This window comes from Xenorhabdus sp. TS4, from assembly GCF_014467265.1.
GTDB classification, from domain to species: Bacteria; Pseudomonadota; Gammaproteobacteria; order Enterobacterales; family Enterobacteriaceae; genus Xenorhabdus; species Xenorhabdus ehlersii.
In genome coordinates this window covers 40,484-63,486 of sequence record NZ_NKHQ01000055.1, presented here as the reverse complement: position 1 = coordinate 63,486, position 23,003 = coordinate 40,484, and the positions used below count along the sequence as shown (strand labels likewise).

The 23,003-nt window shown below is 47.1% G+C and carries 20 protein-coding genes; 11 read left to right on the top strand and 9 right to left on the bottom strand.

Going from position 1 to position 23,003, the window contains the following annotated elements:
- Window positions 1–166 precede the first annotated feature (166 nt).
- The 9 genes from Xets_RS13635 to Xets_RS13595 form a co-directional block, all read right to left on the bottom strand.
- Window positions 167–2,167 carry a DNA topoisomerase III gene (locus Xets_RS13635; protein WP_187651886.1) on the bottom strand — a complete coding sequence of 667 codons (2,001 nt, stop codon included), beginning with the start codon at window positions 2,165–2,167 and terminating at the stop codon, window positions 167–169.
- Between the two features lie 12 nt (window positions 2,168–2,179).
- Window positions 2,180–2,893 (bottom strand): PFL_4669 family integrating conjugative element protein, encoded by a 714-nt coding sequence (locus tag Xets_RS13630; RefSeq protein ID WP_187651890.1) that lies wholly within the window; start codon window positions 2,891–2,893, stop codon window positions 2,180–2,182.
- A 275-nt stretch (window positions 2,894–3,168) separates the two neighbouring features.
- Window positions 3,169–4,404 (bottom strand): STY4528 family pathogenicity island replication protein, encoded by a 1,236-nt coding sequence (locus tag Xets_RS13625; protein WP_187651885.1) that lies wholly within the window; start codon window positions 4,402–4,404, stop codon window positions 3,169–3,171.
- A 91-nt stretch (window positions 4,405–4,495) separates the two neighbouring features.
- A complete protein-coding gene (locus Xets_RS13620; RefSeq protein WP_187651884.1) occupies window positions 4,496–4,753 on the bottom strand; it encodes a hypothetical protein in 258 nt (85 codons plus the stop codon).
- Window positions 4,754–4,786: 33 nt separating this feature from the next.
- Entirely contained in the window at window positions 4,787–5,362 is a 576-nt protein-coding gene (locus Xets_RS13615) for a DUF2857 domain-containing protein (protein ID WP_187651883.1), read from the bottom strand.
- Between the two features lie 80 nt (window positions 5,363–5,442).
- Window positions 5,443–7,029, bottom strand: a complete 1,587-nt coding sequence (locus tag Xets_RS13610; protein WP_187651882.1) for a ParB family protein — start codon at window positions 7,027–7,029, stop codon at window positions 5,443–5,445.
- A 3-nt stretch (window positions 7,030–7,032) separates the two neighbouring features.
- Window positions 7,033–8,397, bottom strand: coding sequence for an SPI-7-type island replicative DNA helicase (dnaB-PI, locus tag Xets_RS13605; protein WP_187651881.1), 1,365 nt, complete (start codon window positions 8,395–8,397; stop codon window positions 7,033–7,035).
- The gene (locus tag Xets_RS13600) at window positions 8,381–8,779 is read right to left on the bottom strand and encodes a hypothetical protein (protein WP_187651880.1); all 399 of its coding nucleotides are present in this window, start codon (window positions 8,777–8,779) and stop codon (window positions 8,381–8,383) included. Before Xets_RS13600 ends, dnaB-PI begins: the two co-directional genes overlap by 17 nt.
- Window positions 8,776–9,663 carry a ParA family protein gene (locus Xets_RS13595; protein WP_187651879.1) on the bottom strand — a complete coding sequence of 296 codons (888 nt, stop codon included), beginning with the start codon at window positions 9,661–9,663 and terminating at the stop codon, window positions 8,776–8,778. The genes Xets_RS13600 and Xets_RS13595 overlap by 4 nt, the downstream gene beginning before the upstream one ends.
- Before the next feature lie 284 nt (window positions 9,664–9,947).
- Between Xets_RS13595 and Xets_RS13590 the strand changes: the two genes are divergently transcribed.
- The 11 genes from Xets_RS13590 to Xets_RS13545 all read left to right on the top strand — a co-directional run bounded on the left by Xets_RS13590 (window position 9,948) and on the right by Xets_RS13545 (window position 22,998).
- Entirely contained in the window at window positions 9,948–11,219 is a 1,272-nt protein-coding gene (locus Xets_RS13590; protein WP_187651889.1) for an integrase arm-type DNA-binding domain-containing protein, read from the top strand.
- Window positions 11,220–11,358: 139 nt separating this feature from the next.
- Window positions 11,359–11,565, top strand: coding sequence for an AlpA family transcriptional regulator (locus Xets_RS13585; RefSeq protein ID WP_074025128.1), 207 nt, complete (start codon window positions 11,359–11,361; stop codon window positions 11,563–11,565).
- Between the two features lie 108 nt (window positions 11,566–11,673).
- Window positions 11,674–14,109 carry a toprim domain-containing protein gene (locus Xets_RS13580; protein ID WP_099130999.1) on the top strand — a complete coding sequence of 812 codons (2,436 nt, stop codon included), beginning with the start codon at window positions 11,674–11,676 and terminating at the stop codon, window positions 14,107–14,109.
- Between the two features lie 989 nt (window positions 14,110–15,098).
- The gene (locus tag Xets_RS24730) at window positions 15,099–15,221 is read left to right on the top strand and encodes a hypothetical protein (protein WP_255430643.1); all 123 of its coding nucleotides are present in this window, start codon (window positions 15,099–15,101) and stop codon (window positions 15,219–15,221) included.
- Between the two features lie 101 nt (window positions 15,222–15,322).
- On the top strand, window positions 15,323–16,411 hold the full coding sequence (moeB, locus tag Xets_RS13575; protein ID WP_099130998.1) for a molybdopterin-synthase adenylyltransferase MoeB: 1,089 nt from the start codon (window positions 15,323–15,325) through the stop codon (window positions 16,409–16,411).
- A gap of 18 nt (window positions 16,412–16,429) precedes the next feature.
- Window positions 16,430–16,690: a MoaD/ThiS family protein gene (locus Xets_RS13570; RefSeq protein ID WP_099130997.1), complete on the top strand. Its 261-nt coding sequence runs from the start codon at window positions 16,430–16,432 to the stop codon at window positions 16,688–16,690.
- A 1-nt stretch (window position 16,691) separates the two neighbouring features.
- Window positions 16,692–17,276: a hypothetical protein gene (locus Xets_RS13565; RefSeq protein WP_099130996.1), complete on the top strand. Its 585-nt coding sequence runs from the start codon at window positions 16,692–16,694 to the stop codon at window positions 17,274–17,276.
- Window positions 17,273–18,106 carry a DUF692 family multinuclear iron-containing protein gene (locus tag Xets_RS13560; protein ID WP_099130995.1) on the top strand — a complete coding sequence of 278 codons (834 nt, stop codon included), beginning with the start codon at window positions 17,273–17,275 and terminating at the stop codon, window positions 18,104–18,106. The genes Xets_RS13565 and Xets_RS13560 overlap by 4 nt, the downstream gene beginning before the upstream one ends.
- A gap of 55 nt (window positions 18,107–18,161) precedes the next feature.
- Entirely contained in the window at window positions 18,162–21,194 is a 3,033-nt protein-coding gene (locus Xets_RS13555) for a carbamoyltransferase C-terminal domain-containing protein (RefSeq protein ID WP_187651878.1), read from the top strand.
- Window positions 21,175–22,329, top strand: coding sequence for a YcaO-like family protein (locus Xets_RS13550; protein WP_167450542.1), 1,155 nt, complete (start codon window positions 21,175–21,177; stop codon window positions 22,327–22,329). Before Xets_RS13555 ends, Xets_RS13550 begins: the two co-directional genes overlap by 20 nt.
- A gap of 3 nt (window positions 22,330–22,332) precedes the next feature.
- On the top strand, window positions 22,333–22,998 hold the full coding sequence (locus tag Xets_RS13545; RefSeq protein WP_099118160.1) for a TfuA-like protein: 666 nt from the start codon (window positions 22,333–22,335) through the stop codon (window positions 22,996–22,998).
- Window positions 22,999–23,003: the final 5 nt, after the last annotated feature.

Here is a 23,003-nt window from a genome sequence, read left to right as displayed (position 1 = left end):
ATATCTGCTTCCAAAGGTGGGCAGATGTACCGCGTTGAGGCGCTCCCTTTCAGGCTACGGGAGTTTTACAGCCACCCGGAGGCGATCGTTGCAGGCTCACCGATCATTTAAGAAACAGGTTAATTCTTAAAGCATCCTGTCAGGGCGTCAATCCACAACCAGATCTTCATGTCCGTTGATTTGCCCGCCGGGCTTTGCGCGATTGAGTGACCGCTTTGTCATTCAGCATGCCTTTACAGGCCGGATAGTTCACACAACCCCAGAACGGCGCGGTTTTTCCCTGCCGTTGCCGCATCCGACCGCCACAGTTCGGGCATTCGGGGGTTTTCGGCAACGTCAGATGCAGCGGCTGTGCCTTGCCGCGCTCGACTAAATGCAAAAGCCACTGCGCCTGTTTTTGCATAAAAACCGCCAGCGACGCTTTACCCTGTGCAATATCTTCCAGCGATTGTTCCCATAACGCGGTCATACCCGGATCGGTCAGTACCGCCGGCAGCCCGGCAATCAGTTCCTGCGCCAGCGGTGTTGCGTGGATTGCTTTCTTTTTCCGCTCAATCAGCTGGCGTTTAAATAACGTATCCAGAATGCCGGCCCGGGTCGCTTCCGTACCCAGCCCGGCACTTTCTCGCAAGACTTGTTTTAATTGCGGATCACTGACCAGACTGGCGGCATTTTTCATCGCGGCAATCAGGGTACCTTCAGTAAACGGTGCCGGCGGTTTGGTGTGCAGTGACCGGATTTTGGCTTCAACAACCTGACACCGATCGCCCTGATTAAGTACCGGTAGCGCTACATCAGCTTCCTGTTCTTCCTGATGTTCACTGACCTCATCAATAAATAATGACTTCCAGCCCGTGATCACATTCACCCGCCCTTGCACCCGGAAGTGTTGCCCGCCGATATCCAGTGTCACGTCGGTCACATCGGTTTCCTGCACCGGCAGAAATTGTGCCAGATAATACTGACGGATAAGCTGATAAACCTTTAGCTCATCGGTCGTTAACCGGGTGAGATCAAAAGGGTGACGCGTGGGAATAATGGCAGGGTGTGCCGTGATTTTTTTGTCATTCCAGACCCGGGAAACACCTTGTTTATCCAGCTGGCTGATAATGGTCTCCATAGCCGGGTCGGTGCGCGCCAGTGCTGTCAACACGACAGGAATATCTGCCTGCATGGACGCTGGCAAATAGCCGCAATCCGTGCGCGGATAGGTGGTTGCTTTATGGGTTTCATACAGGGACTGGGCAATCGCCAGCACCTGGCTCGCCCCCATGCCCCAGTGACGGGAAGCGGTCTGCTGCAATGTCCCCAAATCAAAACAGAGCGGCGGGGGGGTTTTCTCCCGTTTTTTGCTGACATCCATGACGGTGGCGTGTGTTGCCTGCTGACAACGTTGCTGAGCGGCCTGAACAATATCCGGCTGAATACAACGGTTTTCTTCATCACAATCATCCGTTACCGGCTGCCATTTGGCCCGAAAACGCATGCTGTCTTTTTCCAGTTTAGCCACCAATTGCCAGTAAGGTTTTGGCTCAAACCGGGCGATGGTCTTATCCCGGTTCACCACCAGTGCCAGCGTCGGGGTCTGCACCCGTCCGATGGACAGCACATCGCCAAAACCCAGGGTCTGCGCTTTCAGGGTATACAAACGGGTCAGGTTGATGCCCGTTAACCAGTCAGCACGTGCCCGTCCCAGTCCGGCCTGATAGAGTGCTGCTGTCTGCTCACCCGGCAATATCGCGGCCAGTGCCTGCCGGATGCTGGTTTCATCCAGTGCCGACAACCAAAGACGCCTGACCGTACCGGTGAAATGGCAATACTCCAGCAACTCCCGCGCAATAACTTCCCCTTCGCGGTCGGCATCAGTGGCAATAATCACTTCCTCCGTCTGTTTCAATAATTGCTGGATCACCGCAAACTGTCCGGCGGTCTCTTTTTTGACTGTCCATTGCCATTGAGCGGGCAGCACCGGCAGCACCTCCATCCGCCACGGCGGACCAAATTGCTCGCCATAGTGTTCAGGTGCAGCCACCTCCAGCAAATGCCCGATGGCCCAGGTGACAATCACACCGGAACCGAAGAGAAATCCCTGCCCGCGCTGTTTCACCCCCAGGACGTTGGCAATGTCTTTGGCCTGGGAGGGTTTTTCACACAGATAAAGTGGCATAGTTTCCCTCCCTCAGCCTTGCGCAGCCGGGCGCAATGGCGGCGAGAAAACCGACCGCAACTTGCCTGACAAAATATCGGGATGGGGTTCACCCAGCCACTTAATCGCCTCAAGCCCGGCCGGCGTTTTTTCCGCAATATCATGCCGGGTGACCGCCAGTGAACGGTAAGAGCGTACAATGCCATAAATCTGGCGAACGGCACGGCTGCCATTGTGCAGAAAGCCATCACGCTCTGCCCGTGAAATCAGCCCGTAATGGAAAACCTGAAACGTTTTCATCGCCAGCTGGTCATAGCCAACCAGCAGCCAGACACAGCGGTAGCCTAATGGTGAATGACTGTAAACCCCGATATTCAGCGGTTCGACGGAGGAAACGGCGGATAAGGTGATCTGCTGTGGTACGGCGTTCAACGTATCCTGCAAAGTGGCAAGACTCTGCTGGAGATTGGCGGAAGCCCTATCCAGCGCTTGTTCCAGCTTCACCAGCCAGGTATCGGCATACGGATTATCGGCAGCGGCATCCACACTGATCGTGCCCGCGCGTTTAATCACCTGCGGCATCCCGAGAATGCCTGAAAATTTTCGGGGATTGCTGATCTCTTCCCGTCTGCGCCCTGCCCACAGACGGATGGCATAGTGGGTATGCAGTTCAATCGTTAATGAGGAGGTTAATACCCCGGCGCGTAAACGCGGCTGGGATGATGATTTGTCTTCTGAATCAGACATGCACAAAGACTCCTTTGCCTTGATAAGTCAGTAGAACTATCAAGGCAAAGGCGTTTGCGACTCAACGAATAACCAGTTATGGGAAACGGGAAAAAGAGTGAATTTTATTCGCGACCAAAAGTGATGTTTTTTTAGCCTCATGTGCCACTGGCACAGCCGTATGCTTTTTAACCCCCCCTGACTCAGGTAACCCAGAATGATATCCAATCTGGAGTACCTCGCTCAAAACCGTGCACTTTTTAATCGTGTGTGCCACGGGCACATACGCCTGTTTTTTAATCAATATTATCATTGCGGTATTTTGCCATTGTCAGCCGCTGACGAATATCTTTCACCATAGTACGCACATGGGCTTGTGAGGAAGGTGAAGCTGATCGCACGACATGTTGATTGCATTCAACAGGTACCTTAGCCGAGGCTGGCGGGGTAACCGCCGTTTCAGGTTGTCCATATAATTTCCCCTCCCGTGCCCGTTTCATCATCACCAGCAACCAGCCGACCGGATTACTAATTTTCCCGTCCCGTAGCGCCTTACCCAGACAGTTCAACACGGTTTGTGCCTGCTCAGCGGGCAACGCTTGCAGCTGGCTGTTCAGCATCGTTACCGCTTCCGGCTCCAGTTGTCGGCAAAGCCCTTCTGGCAGAAAAAACGCGGATTGCGGATCAACGTATGTTTTTTTATTCACACTCTGTGTGAAAGAACGTACATAACGGTTCGGTTTAGCTGATCCACTATAAGACGTTGATTGTAGACTGAGTTCGGATACCGAATTCAGCCCAGCCCGCCCCATGAGTGGACTCAGTTCGGTTTCCGAACCCGGCTGAATTCCCCTGAGTTCGGTTTGCACCGCTTCCTTTTGCAACTCAGATCCCAGCTTCTGGCGCATGATACTTTGCTGCGGAGTCTGCACGGCATTCAGCCTTGCTTCCAGCAGGTGAATATGGCTGTGACGATGGCGCATCAGCGGATCGTCTTTGATGTCGGTCAGGACGTCCCGGGCCGTCTGGCTGATGGTGCGGTTTTTACTGCGGCAGGCTTCCGCCACCGTATCCAGCCAGTGGGGATCTAACATCTCGGCATCACGGCAGGTCAGCGGCTCATCGTGTTGCGCATAAATATTGCCCCGCACCCGGCCGTGTTCATCCCTGATCCGCTTACATAAACTCAGCCAGCCGGTGATCCGCAGCATCAGTAATACCCGGCTGACGGTTTCACGGGAGGCTTTGCCTTTATAGGGCGAAGCCAGCAGGACCTGTAATTCATCATAACTGGGAAAAACGGCCCCTTCATGGTGTTGCGCATACAGACGGATCATCATCCAGCCCGTTTTATCCAGTGGCGACAGGCGATCATCCAGCAACAGACGGCGGGGATAGGCATCCTGAATATTGCCCATAAACAGCAGGCCACTGCGCAGTTGTGAGACGTCATTGTCCGCCTGTTTTTCCAGACGCATTTTCATTTTGGCAATGGTGTGTGCAATTATGCTGTCGGCGGACAGGTTCATCATGTTCCCTTTTCTGCGGCGTTAGCCCTAAAAAATAATGTCAGGGCTGCACCCTGTTGCAACAGGGTGCAGAATGACACAACTTCAGTCACATTCAGGATTTACGAATTTCATTGTTGTAGCGTTCATGGAGCATCAGCTCCCACGATTGCCCGTTATCACGGCTTAACAGCCGCCAGAACAAGCCCACATTGATTTTCAGATACCCCTTGCCTTTTTCTTTCAGCCGGACATAATTGCGCTCGCCCTGCTGGTAGCACCGTACCTGATGTTGCGCTTTATGGCGCAGTGACAACGGTGCGGTGGCGGGCACATGCAGGCCGGGGATCATTTCCGTTAATTTTCCTGACATTGTTTCCCGTTCTGTTTTTTTAACTGAGGGCTTTCATGCCTGTTTTTTGACAGGCTCAGGTGCTCCGCTGTTCTGCCAGTCCTTCACGGCACGCCAGACGGACGTCAGTGAGACCGCATGGTGCTCAGCCATCGCCATCATGAGATCCAGCCCTTCAGCACTGTCCGCATCGGTAATCATTGCCGCCTGCCAGCGTTGCCACAGGTCACGGCTTTCCTCTTCCGTCAGGGGCGAGCCACGCCCCGGCCGGACGGCCATGCCGGCAATACGTCGCCGGGCGGCGATTTCCAGACTGGACAGGCCAAAAAAATAGTGCATCAGCTCGATGGAGCCGCCTAATTCCAGTGCCCGGTCAATCCGTTGCATCCGCTGCTGCTCGATACGCGCCTGTTGTAAGAGGCGCACCAGATTCGTGTGATGAATATGGACATTCAACACCGACACCGGGCTGTTACCCAGATAGTGCAAATCCTCAATCGTCAGGCGCTGCAACATCAGCATCTCGTTGGGGGCCAGCCCCAGCGCCTCACAACGGCGGATATAGCCGTTCTTCAAATCCATCACCAGCTGCATCAGCAGGCTATTTGTCGCTTGCGATAAATGATTCATCCACTTCCTCCACTATCAGGCCAGTCAAAATGTCATGAACAACACATTGGAAAACAGATACCCCGCACGATGCACCGGGATCACGCCATCGCTATCACCTCTGATGTCATTTGACGCTGAAGCTCACGCAGACGACGGAGCACCCGGATAAGCCGCAGGAACTTGACGGTCTGGATATCATCCAGTAACGGTAGACCTTCATGACTGGCGGTACCGAGCAAAACGGCAGCCAGCGTCAGTTCACCCCGATCAGCCGTGCTCTCTCCGGTCAGACTGAACAATAAAGACGAAAAAGGATGGGTATCCTGCCCATCAGTCAGGCCAAAGCCCGCCGAATCCACTGCTGACACGGGCAGTAAATCACCGTCACATGCCATCACTTCTGCCAGTTCAAACGCCAGCCGGAATGCCATGTTTTGCAGGTGTTCAATATCATCCTGCATTGGGGAAATCGCCCAGACCGAACTGACCGGCTCCAGCCCCGTCTGGGCAAAAGCCAGACATTCGGTTTCAGGGACAGGCAGCGTGGATACAGGTGGGTTATCCGCGCTATCCGGCTGATAAGGCGGAATAACCGGATTTAACGGCGCAGACCCGGGTGCCTTATCAACCAGCGCGGGTTCCGGCGCTGGTGCCTGCACGGCCTGGGCGGCGGGCTGAGAAAGGGGGCGCGGGTTCGATCCCCTGTCTGGCGCTCGAACCCGCGCCGTTTTTTTCGTTTCAGGCTCTGCCGGTACCGGCACAGGATCAAACGTGCTGGCCTGCTCACCAAAGAGCTGTCGGCGGTTGCTTTCTTTCGGATCTAATTCCAGTACCCAGCGGTCGTAATTAAGCTGCGGGTGTGGCAGGGCCGGTAATAAATCACCAATCAGCTCATCCCTGAACATCTCCGGCGACCAGATTTCCGGCGCATCAAACTTGCGGCAGCAGGCCCCAAAAACCTCATCAAAGGTGACGGCAGGTTTTAGGTTTATACTGGTCACATGCTGTTGCCAGACGGCATCTGCATCCTGTCGTAATGCCAGCAATGCCCGGATTTGCGCGACGCCCAGCCCCGAATTCAACAGGTTGGGCATCCACGGATACAGGTACTGCACCGTATCTTCCATCCGGCTGATATAACTGCGACTGACGGGAAAACCGGCTGCCCCCAGCAGGGCAGACAGTTCACTTTGGGTGATTTTCTGCTGTTTCTGCGCTTCATAAAGGGTTCTGGCCTTGCAGACGCCTAACGCTTTTTCAATGAAGCTGAGTTCACCCCGCAGCTCATTTTCGGCCAGGTGCCCGATAACACACTGTAAACGCCCCGGCCACGGTTTAAACAGGCAATGAACCCGATAAAAATGTTCATCCCCGGTCTCCTGCCACAATTCGGACAGGATTTGATAGCGCGTATTCCCGCCATCACTGAAGATGTAGACTTCATCGCCATCCGGGTCACGCGTGACTTTCGGCACCGTATCCAGTCCACGGACTTTTATGGACGCTTTGATATCGTCATAACGCGGGTTTCGGCGGGTTCGGGGGTTATCCGGATTCGGGCGAAGCTGATCCAATGTCAATACCATTGGCATTTCCGCCATCGGCGGGCTGTCATTGCGGGTAGCCACAGCCTGTCGTCCCTGCTGTAACAAGGCACTACCTAAATTCAACGTATTGCGTCCCATCCTTTACCTCCCGCCGCTGTCGATATCAGAAAAACGCGTATACCGGCCGTCAAACCGCACACGCACCGTGCCGGTCGGTCCCTGACGCTGCTTACCGATAATAATTTCGGCAATCCCCCTATCCGGCGTTTCCGGGTGATAGACTTCATCGCGGTAAAGATGCAGGATTAAATCGGCGTCCTGCTCCAATGAGCCGGAATCACGTAAGTCGCCGTTGTTAGGGCGTTTATCAACACGGTTTTCCACCTGCCGGTTAAGCTGGGACAACGCCAGCACCGGACACTCCAGCTCTTTACCTAACGCTTTCAGGCTGCGGGAGATGTCGGCAATCTCCTGGGTACGGTTTTCCTGCCCGGGGGCGCACATTAACTGGAGGTAATCCACCATAATCAGGGCCGGTTTACCGTATTGTCGGGTATAGCGGCGGGCACGGGCACGCAATAGTGCAGGGGTCTGGTAACTGCAATCATCGATAACCAGCCGTTGATCCCATTTAGCAAACTGCTCCAGACTCTGGCTGATGCGCCCCCACTGTTCATCGTCCAGCAGGCCACTGCGCAGCGCGGTTAACGCCACGCCGCCTTCCATGGCAGACAGCCGCAGCATCAGTTGTGAGGTCGGCATTTCCAGGCTGAAAACCTGTACCACCGCATCGTCCCGCTGCCGCAACGCACCGAGGCAACAGGCCAGCCCCAGTGCGGTTTTGCCCATGGAAGGACGGGCAGCCAGCAGAATGAGATCGCCAGCCTGCAAGCCACAGGTCATGTCATCCAGCGCCTGAAAACCTGTCGGTGTACCGGTGATCCCATTACTGCCCTGTATGCACTCCAGATGGGCAATCAGGGCATCCGCCCCTTGCAGCAGGGTCACGGCCTGATGTTGCCGTGCCGCCCCTTTTTCCGCCAGATTAAACAATTGACTTTCTGCCTGCTCAATCAGGGCTTCTGACAAAATATTGGGCTGAAAAACTTCCGCGCTGAGGGACTTACCCAGTGCCAGTAACTGACGTAACCGGCTTTTTTCTGCCACAATGCGGGCATATTCCTCAATGTTGGCCGCACTGGGTGTGTTTTTACACACTTCCGCCACATAGGCAAAACCGCCGGCGCTGTCTATCTGCCCCCGCTGTGTCAGCCTGTCGGTCAGGGTGATCAGATCAAACGGACAGTTTTTTTCGCTCAGTTCCGCAATCGCCTGATAAATTATCCGGTGTGCCGGGAAGAAGAAATCGTCGGCCGCCAGCAACTGAACAACGCTGTCCCAGCGATCATTGTCCAGTACCAGCCCGCCAATCACCCCCACCTCGGCATAAGCGTAGCTGGGTGCCGCTTCACTGATGGCCTGTAAAGCATCATGATCCCAATTCATTTTCCACCTCCCTGTTGACGGCATTCAGTGCCTTCACTAAACGCTGTTGCTGATGGGGAGAAGACACCCAGAACAGCACGTCTTTTGCGGTCAAATACTGTGGTTTGCCCTTTTCCCAGCCGCACTCCAGCAGGGCCAAATCATCCGATATACCGGGCACCCACAGTGACCGTTCACGCAATTCATCTTCATGACGGGGAATGAAATACTCTATCGGCTCAGGCGGAACAGCCCAGATAACGGGTAATAATGTCTGGTATTTCGCCAGTGCCGCTTTACGATCAGGCGCATCGACAAACACAAACCATTCATCCTGTGTATCCGTAAAGGGTAATTCCGCATTGTCATAACAAAAACAGACGGCTCGCCAGATAATATTCATTGCGCGTTCCCCGTCGGTTGGTTGACCAGCACGGCATCAAATTTCGCTTGCCATTCAGGAAACAATTCACAGGCCAGACGGTGCATGGTCTGGGCGGCAGCCGGGCTTTTGCGGTGAGTTTTATATTCCAGGCGATGAACAGGCTGGGCACGAACGTGACCCAATTTGTAGATATCCAGCAGATCTATCCGGGTTTTCAATAACTGATAAACACACCGGCCTCCTAACGCGGACGTATCGTACCGTTGCTGTTCGATAATATCGGTCAGTTCATTGAGCGTATCCCGATCCAACCGGGTACCTTCAATCCCATTAGCCAGTATCTGAATAAGCGGAAGCTGAATGCCGTAATTTTCAAATGACTTCAGGCGGGTCAGCATCCGCAACGTGCCGCGCAGGAACTCCCGCACATCCGGCAGGATCGGTTTAATTATCCCCAGCACAGGGTGTGTGGCAGCCAGCACGACCAGCTCCGTCATCACTCCGGTTGCCCCTTTGGAGTCGATAATAATGACGTCGTATTGCTGAAAAATGGGATGTTGCAAAATATTGCGCAGACGAAGACGCCCGTCAGGAGCGTGTAACATCGCGGTCGGCAAGAGTTCATCGGGATCATTGGAGACAATAATATCGAGATGATTGATCACCGAGCGGGAAATGATCCGCTTCGATTCCCTTAGATCCACCGTCTGCATCAACAGCTCATACAGCCCGGCAGGCGCTTCATAGCCCAGGTTAAAAATACTGCTGGAGGTGGGTTGGGAATAATCGGCGTCAATCAGGAGAGTATTTAAACCCGCATCGGCCAAAAATCCGGCCAGATTCGCGGCATGCGTGGATTTACCTTCTCCGCCTTTGGGAGAAATGATGGGGAGTATCTTCATTTGTACACTCATTAAAGTAAGCGTACAAATTGTACAAATCAGGCGATTTTACATTGAATTAACTTACGAGGGGATTGAAAATCCCCGTGTCGGTGGTTCGATTCCGCCTCCGGGCACCACTTCAACTTCCAGTGAAGTCCAGCCCAGTAAAACAATTCATACTAAATCCAGTAAAATCAACATCCATTCTTATTTCTACGTCTAGTTTCGTCTGTTGCAATCAAGATGCAGCGAAGGGCATAATTCGGGGCACTTACCGTTCGATTCAAGGAATGCCCTTAATAATGAAACTAAACGCCCGGCAAATCGAAACTGCAAAACCCAAAGAAAAAACCTACAAACTCGCCGATGGCGGGGGCCTTTATTTAGAAGTCTCGTCACGCGGCTCGAAATACTGGCGCATGAAGTACCGCCGACCCACCGATAAGAAAGAAGACCGTCTGGCGTTCGGTGTTTATCCGGCTGTATCGTTAGCCGATGCCCGCGCTAAACGCGATGAAGCCAAAAAGCTGATGGCTCAGGGTATCGACCCCAAAGCCGAGAAAAAAGGCACACCAACGCCCGCCAAAATCAATTCGTTTGAAGAAGTCGCCCGTGCATGGCACGCCAGTAACAAACGCTGGAGTGACAGACATAGCCAAACAGTGCTGCGCAGCCTTGAGCAGTCTATTTTCCCGCATATCGGCGCACGCGATATTACCACGTTACGTACCAGCCAGCTTTTAGCCCCCGTCAAGGCCATTGATGAACAGGGCAAACACGATATCGCCCAGCGGCTGCGCCAGCGTATCACTGCCATCATGCGCTACGCCGTCCAGAATGATATTCTGGAATCCAACCCGGCTAATGACATGGCAGGCGCACTTACCACCGCAAAATCTCGTCACCATCCCGCCCTGCCCCATGAACATTTGCCCGATTTTCTGACTCGCTTATCTGCCTATCGTGGTCGCCTGCTGACCAAGATCGCGGTCGAGCTGGCACTGCTGACGTTTGTCCGTTCCAGCGAACTGAGATTTGCCCGCTGGCAGGAAATCGACTTTGAAAACGCTGTCTGGAAAATTCCCGCTACACGAAAACCCATCAAAGGCGTTCGTTTTTCTGAGCGCGGCATGAAAATGAAAACGGATCACATCGTACCGCTGAGCCGTCAAGCTGTCTCGTTATTCAAAGAGTTGAACGTACTGAGCGGCAACTGCGAAGTGGTATTCCCCAGTGATCATGATGCTGCGAAAGTTATGAGCGAAAACACGGTTAACAAGGCATTACGGGCGATGGGCTACGATACCCAAACCGACGTCTGCGGGCATGGCTTCCGTACAATGGCACGCGGTGCAATGGGTGAATCCGGCCTGTGGAGTGATGATGCCATTGAACGCCAGTTAAGTCATATCGAACGAAACAACGTCCGGGCGGCGTATATTCACACTTCTAAACATCTGCATGAACGGCGGCTGATGGTGCAGTGGTGGGCGGATTATCTGGATGCGAACCGGGAAAAGTCAATCACACCCTATGACTTCGCCAAACCGCTGCGTGACAGGAAAAACCGCTAGTACAATTTGCAACCCGTTAATTTTCATCGGGAGAAAAACAATTAACGCTGTTCATTAAGTCTTGCTTTTTAAATAATCCGCCTGTCATCAAACAACGTCCACGATGATATTTCAGGGACTGGGTAACAGGAGAAGTGACATGACAGTGGCAGCATTGAAAACAAGCCTGATTCGTTTGCCAGAAGTGCAACGCAGAACGGGTTATAGCAAAGCATGGATCTACAAACTGATTAGCGACGGCGCATTCCCGCAGCAGGTCAAGATTGGCCCGCGTTCCGTTGCTTTTATTGAAGCAGAGATTGATGACTGGATTGCCCAGCGTATTGCTGAATCGCGAGCGGCATAACAAACAAAAGACTATGACATAAGACATTTACTATAAAACACAACGCCCCAGCGTGCTGAGAACACATCTGAGGCGTTTAACCAATAACCATTCGTAAGGTAAAAAATTATGGCTGATACACAGCATACCCAAACTCGCCCTGAATTTACAGTTCAAAAAACAGCGGGCAATCAAAAACCGCTTGATCTGATCCAGACCGTAAAAACATCCGCCATGTATTCGTGGCAAAACCTGCTGCCCGCTTGCGGTATTACTGTTCCGGTAAAGGGAAAGCATGGCGCCTGCCCCATCTGCGGTGGTACTGACCGTTTCCACTTTATCGATGATCACCATCACGGCAACTGGCATTGCCGTCAGTGTGACGCGCCGAATTATGGTGATGGACTGGATTTAGTGGCAAAAACCAAAGGGATCTCTGTTACTGAGGCGGCAAAAGTTGTCGCTAATGTACTGGCGCTACCTTTACCAGATCCCAAGCCAACCAAAGAAACCCATCCAACACTACCGATTGCTGAAAGAGTGGCAGCACTGATGGCGCAAACTGTCGTGGGGCAATCGCCTTATCTGGCTGCAAAGGGTCTGCAACATCTTGATCAGCGGCTACTGTTTGATAATTCGACAGTGCTGGTACTGACAGCACTGGATAAACAAGTCACCGGGGCGCAGATCATTAAACCCAATGGCGAGAAAAAATTCTTCCCCGGTAGCCAGAAAAAAGGGGCGTTTATTCCCTTGACAGCGCTGGAAGAGCATCCGGAGACGGTAATTATCACCGAAGGTTACGCCACAGCACTCACGGTTAGCCAGCTCTATAAAGGTACTGTTCTGGCGGCGCTGGATGAGGGCAATTTATCTTCTGTTGCCAAATCCATTCGGGAACGCTGGCCGGACACAAAAATCATTATTGCAGCGGATAATGATTGGCACTCTCCCGGCGAGCTGGATAAGAACGGCAAACCCAAAGTGAATGTCGGCAAGATCTCAGCAGAAAAAGCTGCCCTTGCGGTGAATGGTTGGGTCACGTTACCACCGGATGCTGTTAAAGCCGATTGGGATGATTATCGTCAGAAAAATAGTGTGAAAATAGCAGAGCTGGCCTTTGTTCAGGGGCTTTATCAACCGACACCAACAAAGAAAAAAGAAGCTATTCAGCCCAATGACGTCGAGTCTTCTAAGCTGACATTATGCCAGATGGGTGCCAGCCAGCGCGGAGAAGTGTTGCTGGCGCGTTATGACAGCAATTTGGCGTTGGATGGCGCTTCGGAAACCATCCATCACTATGATGGTATTGTCTGGCGTCCGGTCAGTGACCGCGATTTACGACGGGAAATGGTGGTTGCCTTTATGGAAGAGAAACTACCGTATTCACCGCATGGCATCAGCTCTGCCGTGGATGCTCTCAAATTACAGCTTCCTATGATGCAGCCACCAGAACGTCACTTAATCGGATTCAGCAACGGCGTGTTTGACCTGAAATCCTGCCAGTTCCGGCCTCATCGTAAACATGATTGGTTGCTGCTGGCTAATGAGGTTGAATTCAATTCCCCTGTTTCGGGGGAAACCCTGAAAGACCATGCTTCACATTTTTGGCACTGGCTTAACCGGGCAACAGTCAACTGTGAGAACAAGTTTGATCGGGTACTGGCGGCACTGTTTATGGTATTGGCGAACCGTTACGACTGGCAGCTATTTCTGGAAGTCACTGGTGCCGGAGGCAGCGGCAAAAGTATCTTTGCTGAAATTTGTTCCATGCTGGCGGGTAAAGGTAATACTGTTTCAGCAAGTATGTCTGCATTAGAAATTCCACGGGAACGGGCGTTGATTGTCGGCTATTCGCTGATTATCCTGCCAGACCAGACCCGCTATGTGGGCGATGGCTCAGGTATTAAGGCCATTACAGGCGGCGATGAAGTGGCTATCGATCCAAAGCATAAACAGCCCTACTCAACCCGCATTCCTGCTGTGGTACTGGCGGTGAATAATAATGCCATGAGTTTCAGTGATCGCAGTGGTGGCGTATCACGGCGTCGGGTAATCTTCAATTTTTCCGAAGTCGTACCGGAGAATGAACGCGATCCGCTCTTGCGGGACAAAATCGCAACAGAACTGCCTGTGATTATCCGGCACCTGTTGCATCGGTTTGCTGACTCACAAGCCGCAAGGCGTTTACTGGCAGAGCAACAAAAGTCCGCAGAAGCACTGGATATCAAACGCGGTACCGATCCACTGGTCGATTTCTGCGGCTACCTGATTGCGTCCGATGAAGCTGACGGCTTGCTCATCGGCAATGCAGAAATTATGCCGTTCAATCCCCGCAAATACCTTTACCACGCTTACCTTGCTTATATGAAAGGCAATAACCTGAATAAACCCGTTTCCGTGACCCGCTTTGGCATGGATATGCCGGGCGCATTGGCAGAGTACAACCAGCAATACCTGCGCAAGAAAAGCAAACAGGGTATTCGCAGCAATCTGAGTCTGGATCTTGATACTGCCATCGAGTGGCTGCCAAAATTGACAAGGGATAACCTACCAGAAGAATAATTCTTTCTGATTACAGACATTTTTCAAAGAAATATAAAAAAGTGTTCATTCCTGTTCACTCTATAATTTAAACCAGATATATCAATATATTATAGGGTGAATAGTTATTTTTAAACTGTTCACAAGTCTTCACCTCTGTTCACCTTATCTTAGTTTGAGGTGAACGGTTAGGTGAAGAGTGGTGATGAGTTTTATTTCAAGTCATCAACCTTTAACAATATGAATTTAAACAAAAATATTTAAAGGTGAACAGGGTGAACAGGGTGAACAGTTTTATCCCTAATTCTTTAATACAGGGGGTAAGCAAAAAAGTTTTCTCTGGAAGGTGTTTTTCAGCTCTCCGAGTTACTGGGTTAATGTATTAGCCCGGTAACTCGGAGAAGACAAGCATAGCGCGTCAGTGTCGCTCTAAGTAGGTTAAAGTGGTTATCAGCAGGAACTATCGATGATAGAGATATGCCCTAATAATGTTGTATACCCGACATAACTCAATGTTTAGGAACGACGGGAGTACCTGCAAGTTAATGCCCAAGCAATGTATCTACATATACTCTTGTCAGTCAAATTTAAATTTAAATTTAAATTTAATTAACAATAACTTCAAAATATAATCCAACGCGTTAGGTGTATATCCCAGATAATTTAAATCAGAGATCATAAAATATGTGATCTGAAGATACATCTACATTCCGAATCGTATTCTTAATCCATTGTTTTAATTAAAAATTAATATTTACGCAAGTATTATGCAAACGCTTTAAAATCATTGTATTACAGATATCGCTGTGCGGAATAACGGATATATTTTCTCCTAGCCAATATCAGAAATGCCGTTATCATTTATCAATATTTCATATACAAGATAGAACATTTTTTTGACAAAAAAACACATTAAATTAACATTGGTTTTGTTCGCAACATAAAATGTAAAATGGTGCGTATATTGACATTTTTTACACTCTTACAAACATATATAGAAGGAAAATAAAATGGATAAAGCTCAAGAATTGGAAATTGCTGTAGCCGAACTGAATGCAGAAAATTCCGATGCGGAAAATGAATTGTTGTTAGATATTACAGGTGTAGTTTCCAACAAAGAGTGGCAAGAATAATACTACATGGCCGCGATGCGGCCATGTCTAAATCACGACTAAAATTATTAACCATATAATTTTAATTAAAATTAGTTTTTCATCTAAAAACAGACTTTAATATGAGCAATATTATGGGTGATATTCAAGATGTTGAAACAATAACAATTAATGCATTAAAAGAACTTAATAGCTTTCTATTGGTGGATGTTCGGGAAAGCCATGAATTTGCTAATGGCACAATTCCCGGAGCATTAACCCTAGGACGAGGTTTTTTGGAAATTGAGCTAAAAAACAGACAAATTGAACTAGATCATCCAATTGTTCTGTTTTGTGCTAGTGGGCTTCGTTCAAAATACGCTGCATTGGGCTTAATTGCACTGAATTTCGTTAATATATATTCTCTTGAGGGTGGTTTCGAAGCATGGAAAGCAGGAGGTAATTCTGTAGAACAACCCTCCACAATCTTAAGCCAAACCGAGAAAAACCGATATGCACGTCATATTTCCTTAAAAGATATTGGACTTCATGGACAATTAAAAATCATGAAGTCTAAAATACTGGTCATTGGAGCAGGGGGACTAGGTTCATCTTGTCTGCTTTATTTGACAGCCGCTGGGGTAGGTGAGATTGCCATTGTTGATCACGATATCGTCGATTTAGGTAACCTACAACGGCAAGTTATCCATAATGAAACGATGTTACAAAAGAAAAAAGTTGAATCAGCCCTTCATACGCTAAAAGCATTAAATTCTGGCATCAAAATAAAAATCATAGATGTTGCCATTAATACCAAGAATATTCAGCCTATTCTGGAGGATTACGATATAATCATCGATTGTACAGATAACTTTAATGCTCGTTATGCGATAAATGATGCTGCAGTAAAGGCAAATAAACCATTAATTTCTGCTGCCGTACAACAATTTACAGGCCATGTAATGGCACGTACTCAACCTTATTCTCCTTGCTACCGCTGTATCTACCCCGAAGCTCCACCAACAACTTTGTCCCCCTCATGCTCTGAGAATGGTGTAGTTGGAATTATTCCGGGTATTTTAGGATTACATCAGGCAAATGAAGCATTGAAAATTATTCTAAATATAGGTGATACATTAGATGGAAAGCTATTTAAACTTGATTTGTTAAATAATAAATATCAATTATTAGAGACCAAGAGACGCACTGACTGTTTGTGTCACAACCAATAAATAATTGAAGGAATTAATATGATTACTGTATCATTTCCTGAATCTGTTAGCGGAAATAGACAGATTGTTATCTCAGCAAATAATCTTTATGAAATATTAAAAAATATGCAGAAGAAACATACCGATATTTTTTCTTTGATTGCGATATCTAAAAACGATAATCTTAAACTTAAACCTTTCGTTACTCTTTTTATAAATAATGTCATGTCAGTAGAGAGTAATCCTTCATTAAATGATGGAGACATTTTGTCTTTTGAAATAGCTATTTCAGGAGGATGAAATGGATGCTAAGTTATTACAAAAAGCCTACGTATCACTACTATATAGTGATCATTTTTGTATTACAGGTGCGGAAAAAGAGTATCATTATATCCATTCTACAATGGATCACGACAGACTGGTAGTTGAGCGGGCTGCTCGTCGCAGAAATTTACGTACAGTACTTTATGCAGATATGCATTTTTCTCCACGCTTTTTTAGTAAGGATTTTTTCCTTAAGCTTGTAAATTTATATTGTGATTCGGATAGTTTCTGGAATTGGAATAGTAGAACATTGATTGAAAGCTTTTGCTATTTTGTTTATACAAATGCAGATTTGATGGAAGAAGAAAAAATTCCTTTTCTTATTGATGGTATTTATTCTGGCATTTCTACTGGAATGATAAACTCACCATGGAGTTCTACAATTTCCAGAAACAATGAAAAATCCATAACAGAAGAAATTAACTGTGATCGTTATTTTACTCTATCTAAATTAGATACAATAAATTCTCTCAAGGAAATAATTTTTAAAAATAAATTAGCTAAGCTTCGCTTTCATAACGAAAGTGGCAAAGTGGCATTATCCTGTCGGGAGGTTGTATGAATGCACGAGTAGGGTTAGGAATTGATTATACACATAATTATGGTTATGACTTAACTAAATTATTACAATTAGCGCAAAACGGAATTAGTCATTTATCTGTCGTGGCCATACCTAATGAGGATATTGCACAAGCTTTTCGTAATAAATATCCTCAATATCCTATCATTCATCATTTTTCTGGAATGGAGCCAGCAGGTATTGATGGATTACGCTCTGATGTGCTTGTAAGGCAAAATGCCATTAGTGAGACTCTTCAGGCATACTGGTGTCTGGAAGATATCGGTATTTGGAATATTGGCCCTTACAACTTACCTTATTTTGCTGCACCAGTACTTTGTGAATCCGTTCTTTCTATGGCAATTGAAGGTGTGAAAACGATTCAGTCTGTTTCCAGTATTCCTTTTTCTGCGGAAATACCTTCTTTCAGCATTGTTGCCGGAGAAATGGCTTTAGGTGAGTTTTTCCATCGGCTAGTTGATGCGACAGACTGTAATATTGTTTTAGACATTAGCCACGTATTTTCATATGCCATTTATTGTGATCTACAGCCACTGGATGTATTGGCCAGCCTTCCATTGACCTCAGTGAACGAAATTCATATTGCTGGGGGGAGTGTACACCCAAACCATTCATGGAGATACCGTGATACACACTCAGAACCAATTGTTGATAGTGTTTTCCCACTGTTGGAACAGGCACTAGCTCAGTGCCCAAATCTGAAAGCTGTGACATATGAGTTAGGGGTGGGAATTACTCCAATTGTGATCCGTACAGATTTACAGAATATTGAAGATATTTGTCAACGAATGGCGTTTATCCCTTCATTCTGAATAAACAAACAAGAGCTGATAATCAGGTTATTGCAAATTTAAAGGTAATGAGTATATGGAAAATGATAGAACATCTATTCTTCTTATCGATAGTGCTAAAAAAAATCAGTTATCCAAGCTTAATGACGTTTCTCAACAGAATAATTTACATAATCATACCGCTAAAATCGCTAATATTTTATCACAAATATCTTTTCCATGGACAACACAAGTCTCTCTGGATTTAATATCAGCCAGCTACTTGGATGCGTTTGAGCAAGGATATTCAGAGTTGCGCACTCATATATATGAGCGTTTTGACATCTGCCCTATAGAAGCACATGCATACTCTCTGCCAGAGGATGAATATATTACAGATATTCATACCTCATTATCTACATTCCATGATAAAGCACTAGCTCCTTATATTTTAGCTTCTGTAGGCCATGATTTTGGTCGCCAGCGTTTTCCTGGGTCATGCAGTGAAACTATTGGCGTAGGATTATTATGCCATAATGGCAGTATTCCAGGTATGACACCCTTAGGATGGGGTAATATCGAGTTTTTGGTCAAAGAATGTGACTATTCCACCTACGACGAACAAGGGGCACTAACCACAACAAAAGGTACCTCTGCGGCAGTAGTCTATCTCGCTAGTCTGGCTGGAAAACTTCATTCGTGGTTAAAAAGAAATCAAATGGTCTATGATCGCCATGCTTTACATGCAGCCATGATTTGCATGAGCCAAGCATTTCAAGGTAGATATCTTTTTGATGATGTATCAGAGCAAGAAAGCATGCCTCAAACATGGAGTATTCCTTTGGAGCGTTCGAAGGAAGCAGAAATACTGCTTACGCTTACTCCAAACACATCCGTCAGAAACAATCAAATTGCATTGGTCGTTTCTTATCAAGCGTCCATTGCCAGACAAACACGCCTGACAACCGTAATCAATGGTCAAGAAATTGTAGGGCAAAGAGGTACATTATTAATACCAGCTCATTTGCTTGAAAAATCCCCCCTTAATATTACAGTATGCGTTGTAGGACGTCTCGATCATGTGACAGTGGCATGTCAGAACACACTGGTAATAAAATGTATTAGCTCGCAACTAATTGTCGCGCCTGACGATGAAATTATTGTTGGTATCTCTGCAAGTCACGATGCTTCTGCTTGTGTGATGATTAACGGAAAAATTCGTTATGGAATTCAGCTTGAGCGTTTAACCCGTGTCAAACACGATGGAAGCCAATCCCTCAATACTACTTTAGCTGTAGATTATTGTCTGAATGCCGCTGGTTTAATGCGGGAAGATGTAAGCTGTTTTGCCTATAATATTCAATCAATGACTCCGGAGTATATCGGGCTAAATCAGCCTGTTTGTAGTACAGATTTTTCGTTGTTTGACCCCTTCTCTCCAGAGGCTGTAGTTGTTAGCCATCATCTGTGTCACGCATTTGCCGCTTGGTCGGGGTCAAAGTTTTCCAGAGGAAATGTAGTGGTAGCGGATGGTTCCGGAGGTAGTGTCGTAGGACAAAATGATTTACTCATCTCTGGGCAAGAGTTTTCTGAGTACTTAAATGCTGGACTTAAAGAGTATAAACCGGAATTGCATGTAGTTTCTCATTATACCTTTTGTGAAAATGGATATACGCTGCTAGCCCGTGAATACAGCCCATCATTTAATATTCGAACTGGAAGTCGCTCATTGGGCGAGGCTTATGCCTCTGTGAGCCAACTTGTTTTTAATTCTTGGCACGCTTCTGGAAAATTAATGGGGCTTGCACCTTATGGTATACCAAAATTTGCTGAGGAGATTGCGATTGAAAGCCCGCAGGGTATTTCTTTTGGTTATACTTGGAAGCAAAAATTTAGCAAGAAAACACTTAACGTGATGGATTACGCAGATCTGGCCGCTTCGGTACAACTCGTTCTGGAAAAAGGGATTTTTTCTCGCTTAGAGCATTACCACATAACTAATAATGAACCTCTTGTCATGACAGGAGGTGTTGCTCTAAATTCTGTAGTGAACTATAAGGTGCGTCAGAACTTTCAATTACGTGATTTCTATTTATTCCCAGCTCAACATGATGCTGGTATTTCTATCGGTGCCGCTAATGCTGCTTATTATAAAAGGCATAACCGAATTCTTAGTGATGCTTTTAATCACGATTATCTGGGAAAAGTTTACAGATATGAAGATATTGCCAGAGCCCTTAACTTATTTGCTGATAGGGTAATAGTGAAACCTATTGATACTGTTACACTAGCCGAACGGTTACATGCGGGACAGATCATTGGTTACTACTCCTGTACTAAAGGGTCTGAATTTGGTCCACGTGCGTTGGGTGCCCGTTCAATACTAGCTAGCCCTTGCTCGATGGATACATGGAAATTCATCAATCGCTGGGTGAAGTTCCGTGAGGATTTTCGTCCTTTTGCGCCGATGGTTGCTACTGAGCACCTGAGTCGTTATTTCGAAGGTGAAGGTGACTATAAATATATGCTTGAAGTGCTGCCAGTTCGTCCTGAATACCGGGAGCAACTTGCCGCTATCGCGCATGTAGATGGTTCAGCACGTGTACAAACAGTGTCTGTCAATGATAATGAAGAAATCCATGCTTTGCTCTCCGCATTTGGCAAACTTTCTGGATTTCCCGTTTTATTGAATACATCGTTTAATGTTCGTGGAAAACCTATCGTAGAACGGGCAGAACAGGCAATCGAAATGTTGCTTTCCACCCATATTGATGCGGTGGTATTTGGTGACTATATAGTCGAACTATTCGCTCCATCGTTTAATCCAGAAGTAGTTTCAGGATTGTTACGTTTGAGTCCGGGTTGTAGCTTAAAAAGCAGCCTAGAGAAAAATCAACTGCGTCATATAATAAGCCACGAATACCAAGGTAATAATCAAATTATTACTGCCTCACTATATCAGGCTCTTTTACTATTAGTGAAGCAAATGTCTCTGGCGGATACCCAAGCTGTATATGATGAGTTAAACCCTGAGCTAAGGAAAGCAGTGATGCACTATGTTCGATTGAAATTTCTTAATATTGCACGTGATTTTACTGAGGAATTTGAGTGTGACGATCTCCATCACTGAATTAGGGTTGCGCCGTTACTCTACCCGAGAGGCACTGAAATTAATTTTACCATTACGTAAGAAACTGGGAATCTCACGCTTGGCTTCTGTTGGTGAATTTGTGGATATTGCTGGCATCAGTATAGTAAATGCAGTTCGTACCACATTGAAAAAAGGACAAATATCAACCACCCAAGGAAAAGGGCGAAATTTATATACAGCCACCTGTAGCGCATTAATGGAGGCCTATGAACGCCACTGTGCTTGTTGGTGTGATGATCTGATTGTTCACCAAAATACGTATTATTATGACCGTCTCATACAGCGGCAACTGGGATTTGATCCAGAGTATGATATCAAAGACTGGATACCAGGATACGAGTTGCAAACTGGAAAAAAAATTTTATTACCTGCTGTAGAAGTACAGTTTCCTTATCATGGTTCAGATACTCAACGGGTAAATATACACGCTCACACTTCGGGACTGGCGTGTGGTGGTACCTTAGAAGAAGCGATCTGTTTTGCTATATTAGAATCCTTTGAACGCAATATTACTTCTCTATTTTACCAAAACTGTTTATCGAGTATTTGTGCAGATATTATAGATCCAGAAAGCATCAACTACCCGTCGACAAAAGCTTTATGGCAATCGTTATCTGACAAAGGGTATGAAAGTTTCGCCTTACGTATCTACGGTACGATACCGACTTGTTATGTAGCTTTATACGATCCAACCAATATGGGACCAAAATTTATGGTTGCCGGTTCCGCCTCTGGATTTACTGAAACACTAGCTCTGGATGCTGCGCTAATGGAAGCAGTTCAGGGATTAGTAGTCTGTTTACAAGCTTCACGAGAAGATTTAAGCCGTCAGCAGAAAAAGTATGATGATAAGAATTTCTTTAATCATTCACGTTTCTACGTACTGCGCGAATTATTTCGCAAGCATTATAAAATGATGAATATATCGACTGAGCAGAATGCCCCGACAACACCGGCTTCTGCTACCGAGTTTTTAACCCAAAAGCTAGCGGAGGAAGGAAAGGAACAGGTTTATATCACGGATTTATCTCTGCCCGATGTACCTTTTCATACGGTAAAAGCTATTATCCCAGGGCTATTTGATTGGCATGTTAATCCAGGAAGGAGGAAATAAATCGTGCTATTTGCTCGTAAACAAAAACCAGTTGTGTTTGGTGGTTCTTCCTTACCCTGTGATCAGCGTTATGACGCAATAATTGAATTTCGCCCACCAATCCAGACAGGAGATTTACTGGAACTGTCAGGGAGTGGTAGGCCGGTTTTGATTACAGATGGCCTTTTTGGTAGCAATATGTCGATTACTGTAGTGGAGTGCTTAAATTTTATCAACGCAGGAGGAATTCTACTCGGTAGTTCCAGCATGGGAGCATTGCGCGCTGCAGACTGCTACATTCAAGGAATGGTAGGAATAGGGCAAATATTTCAGGGATATCTATTCGGGTATTACCACTCAGATGCAGATGTGGCTCTGCGATATCATACTGATAATTATCAGGAAATCACGCTCTCTTATGTGCATATAGAATATATTGCTTGCTATCTGATGGCAGAAGGGCAGATAAGTTCACTACAAAAACGTCAGATGATGGCTTTGGTACGACAAATCATTTGGTACGAACGCTACATTGATCGGGTGATTGATGCCATGTTTAAGATTGCTCCACATTTAGACATAGCGCAGCTGTATTCTTTATTTAAAGACGACACTATGCACCCTAAAAAACAAGATGCCAGATTAGCAATAGATTATTTAGTGAAATTTTATTTGGCCAAATGTGAGTAATAAGA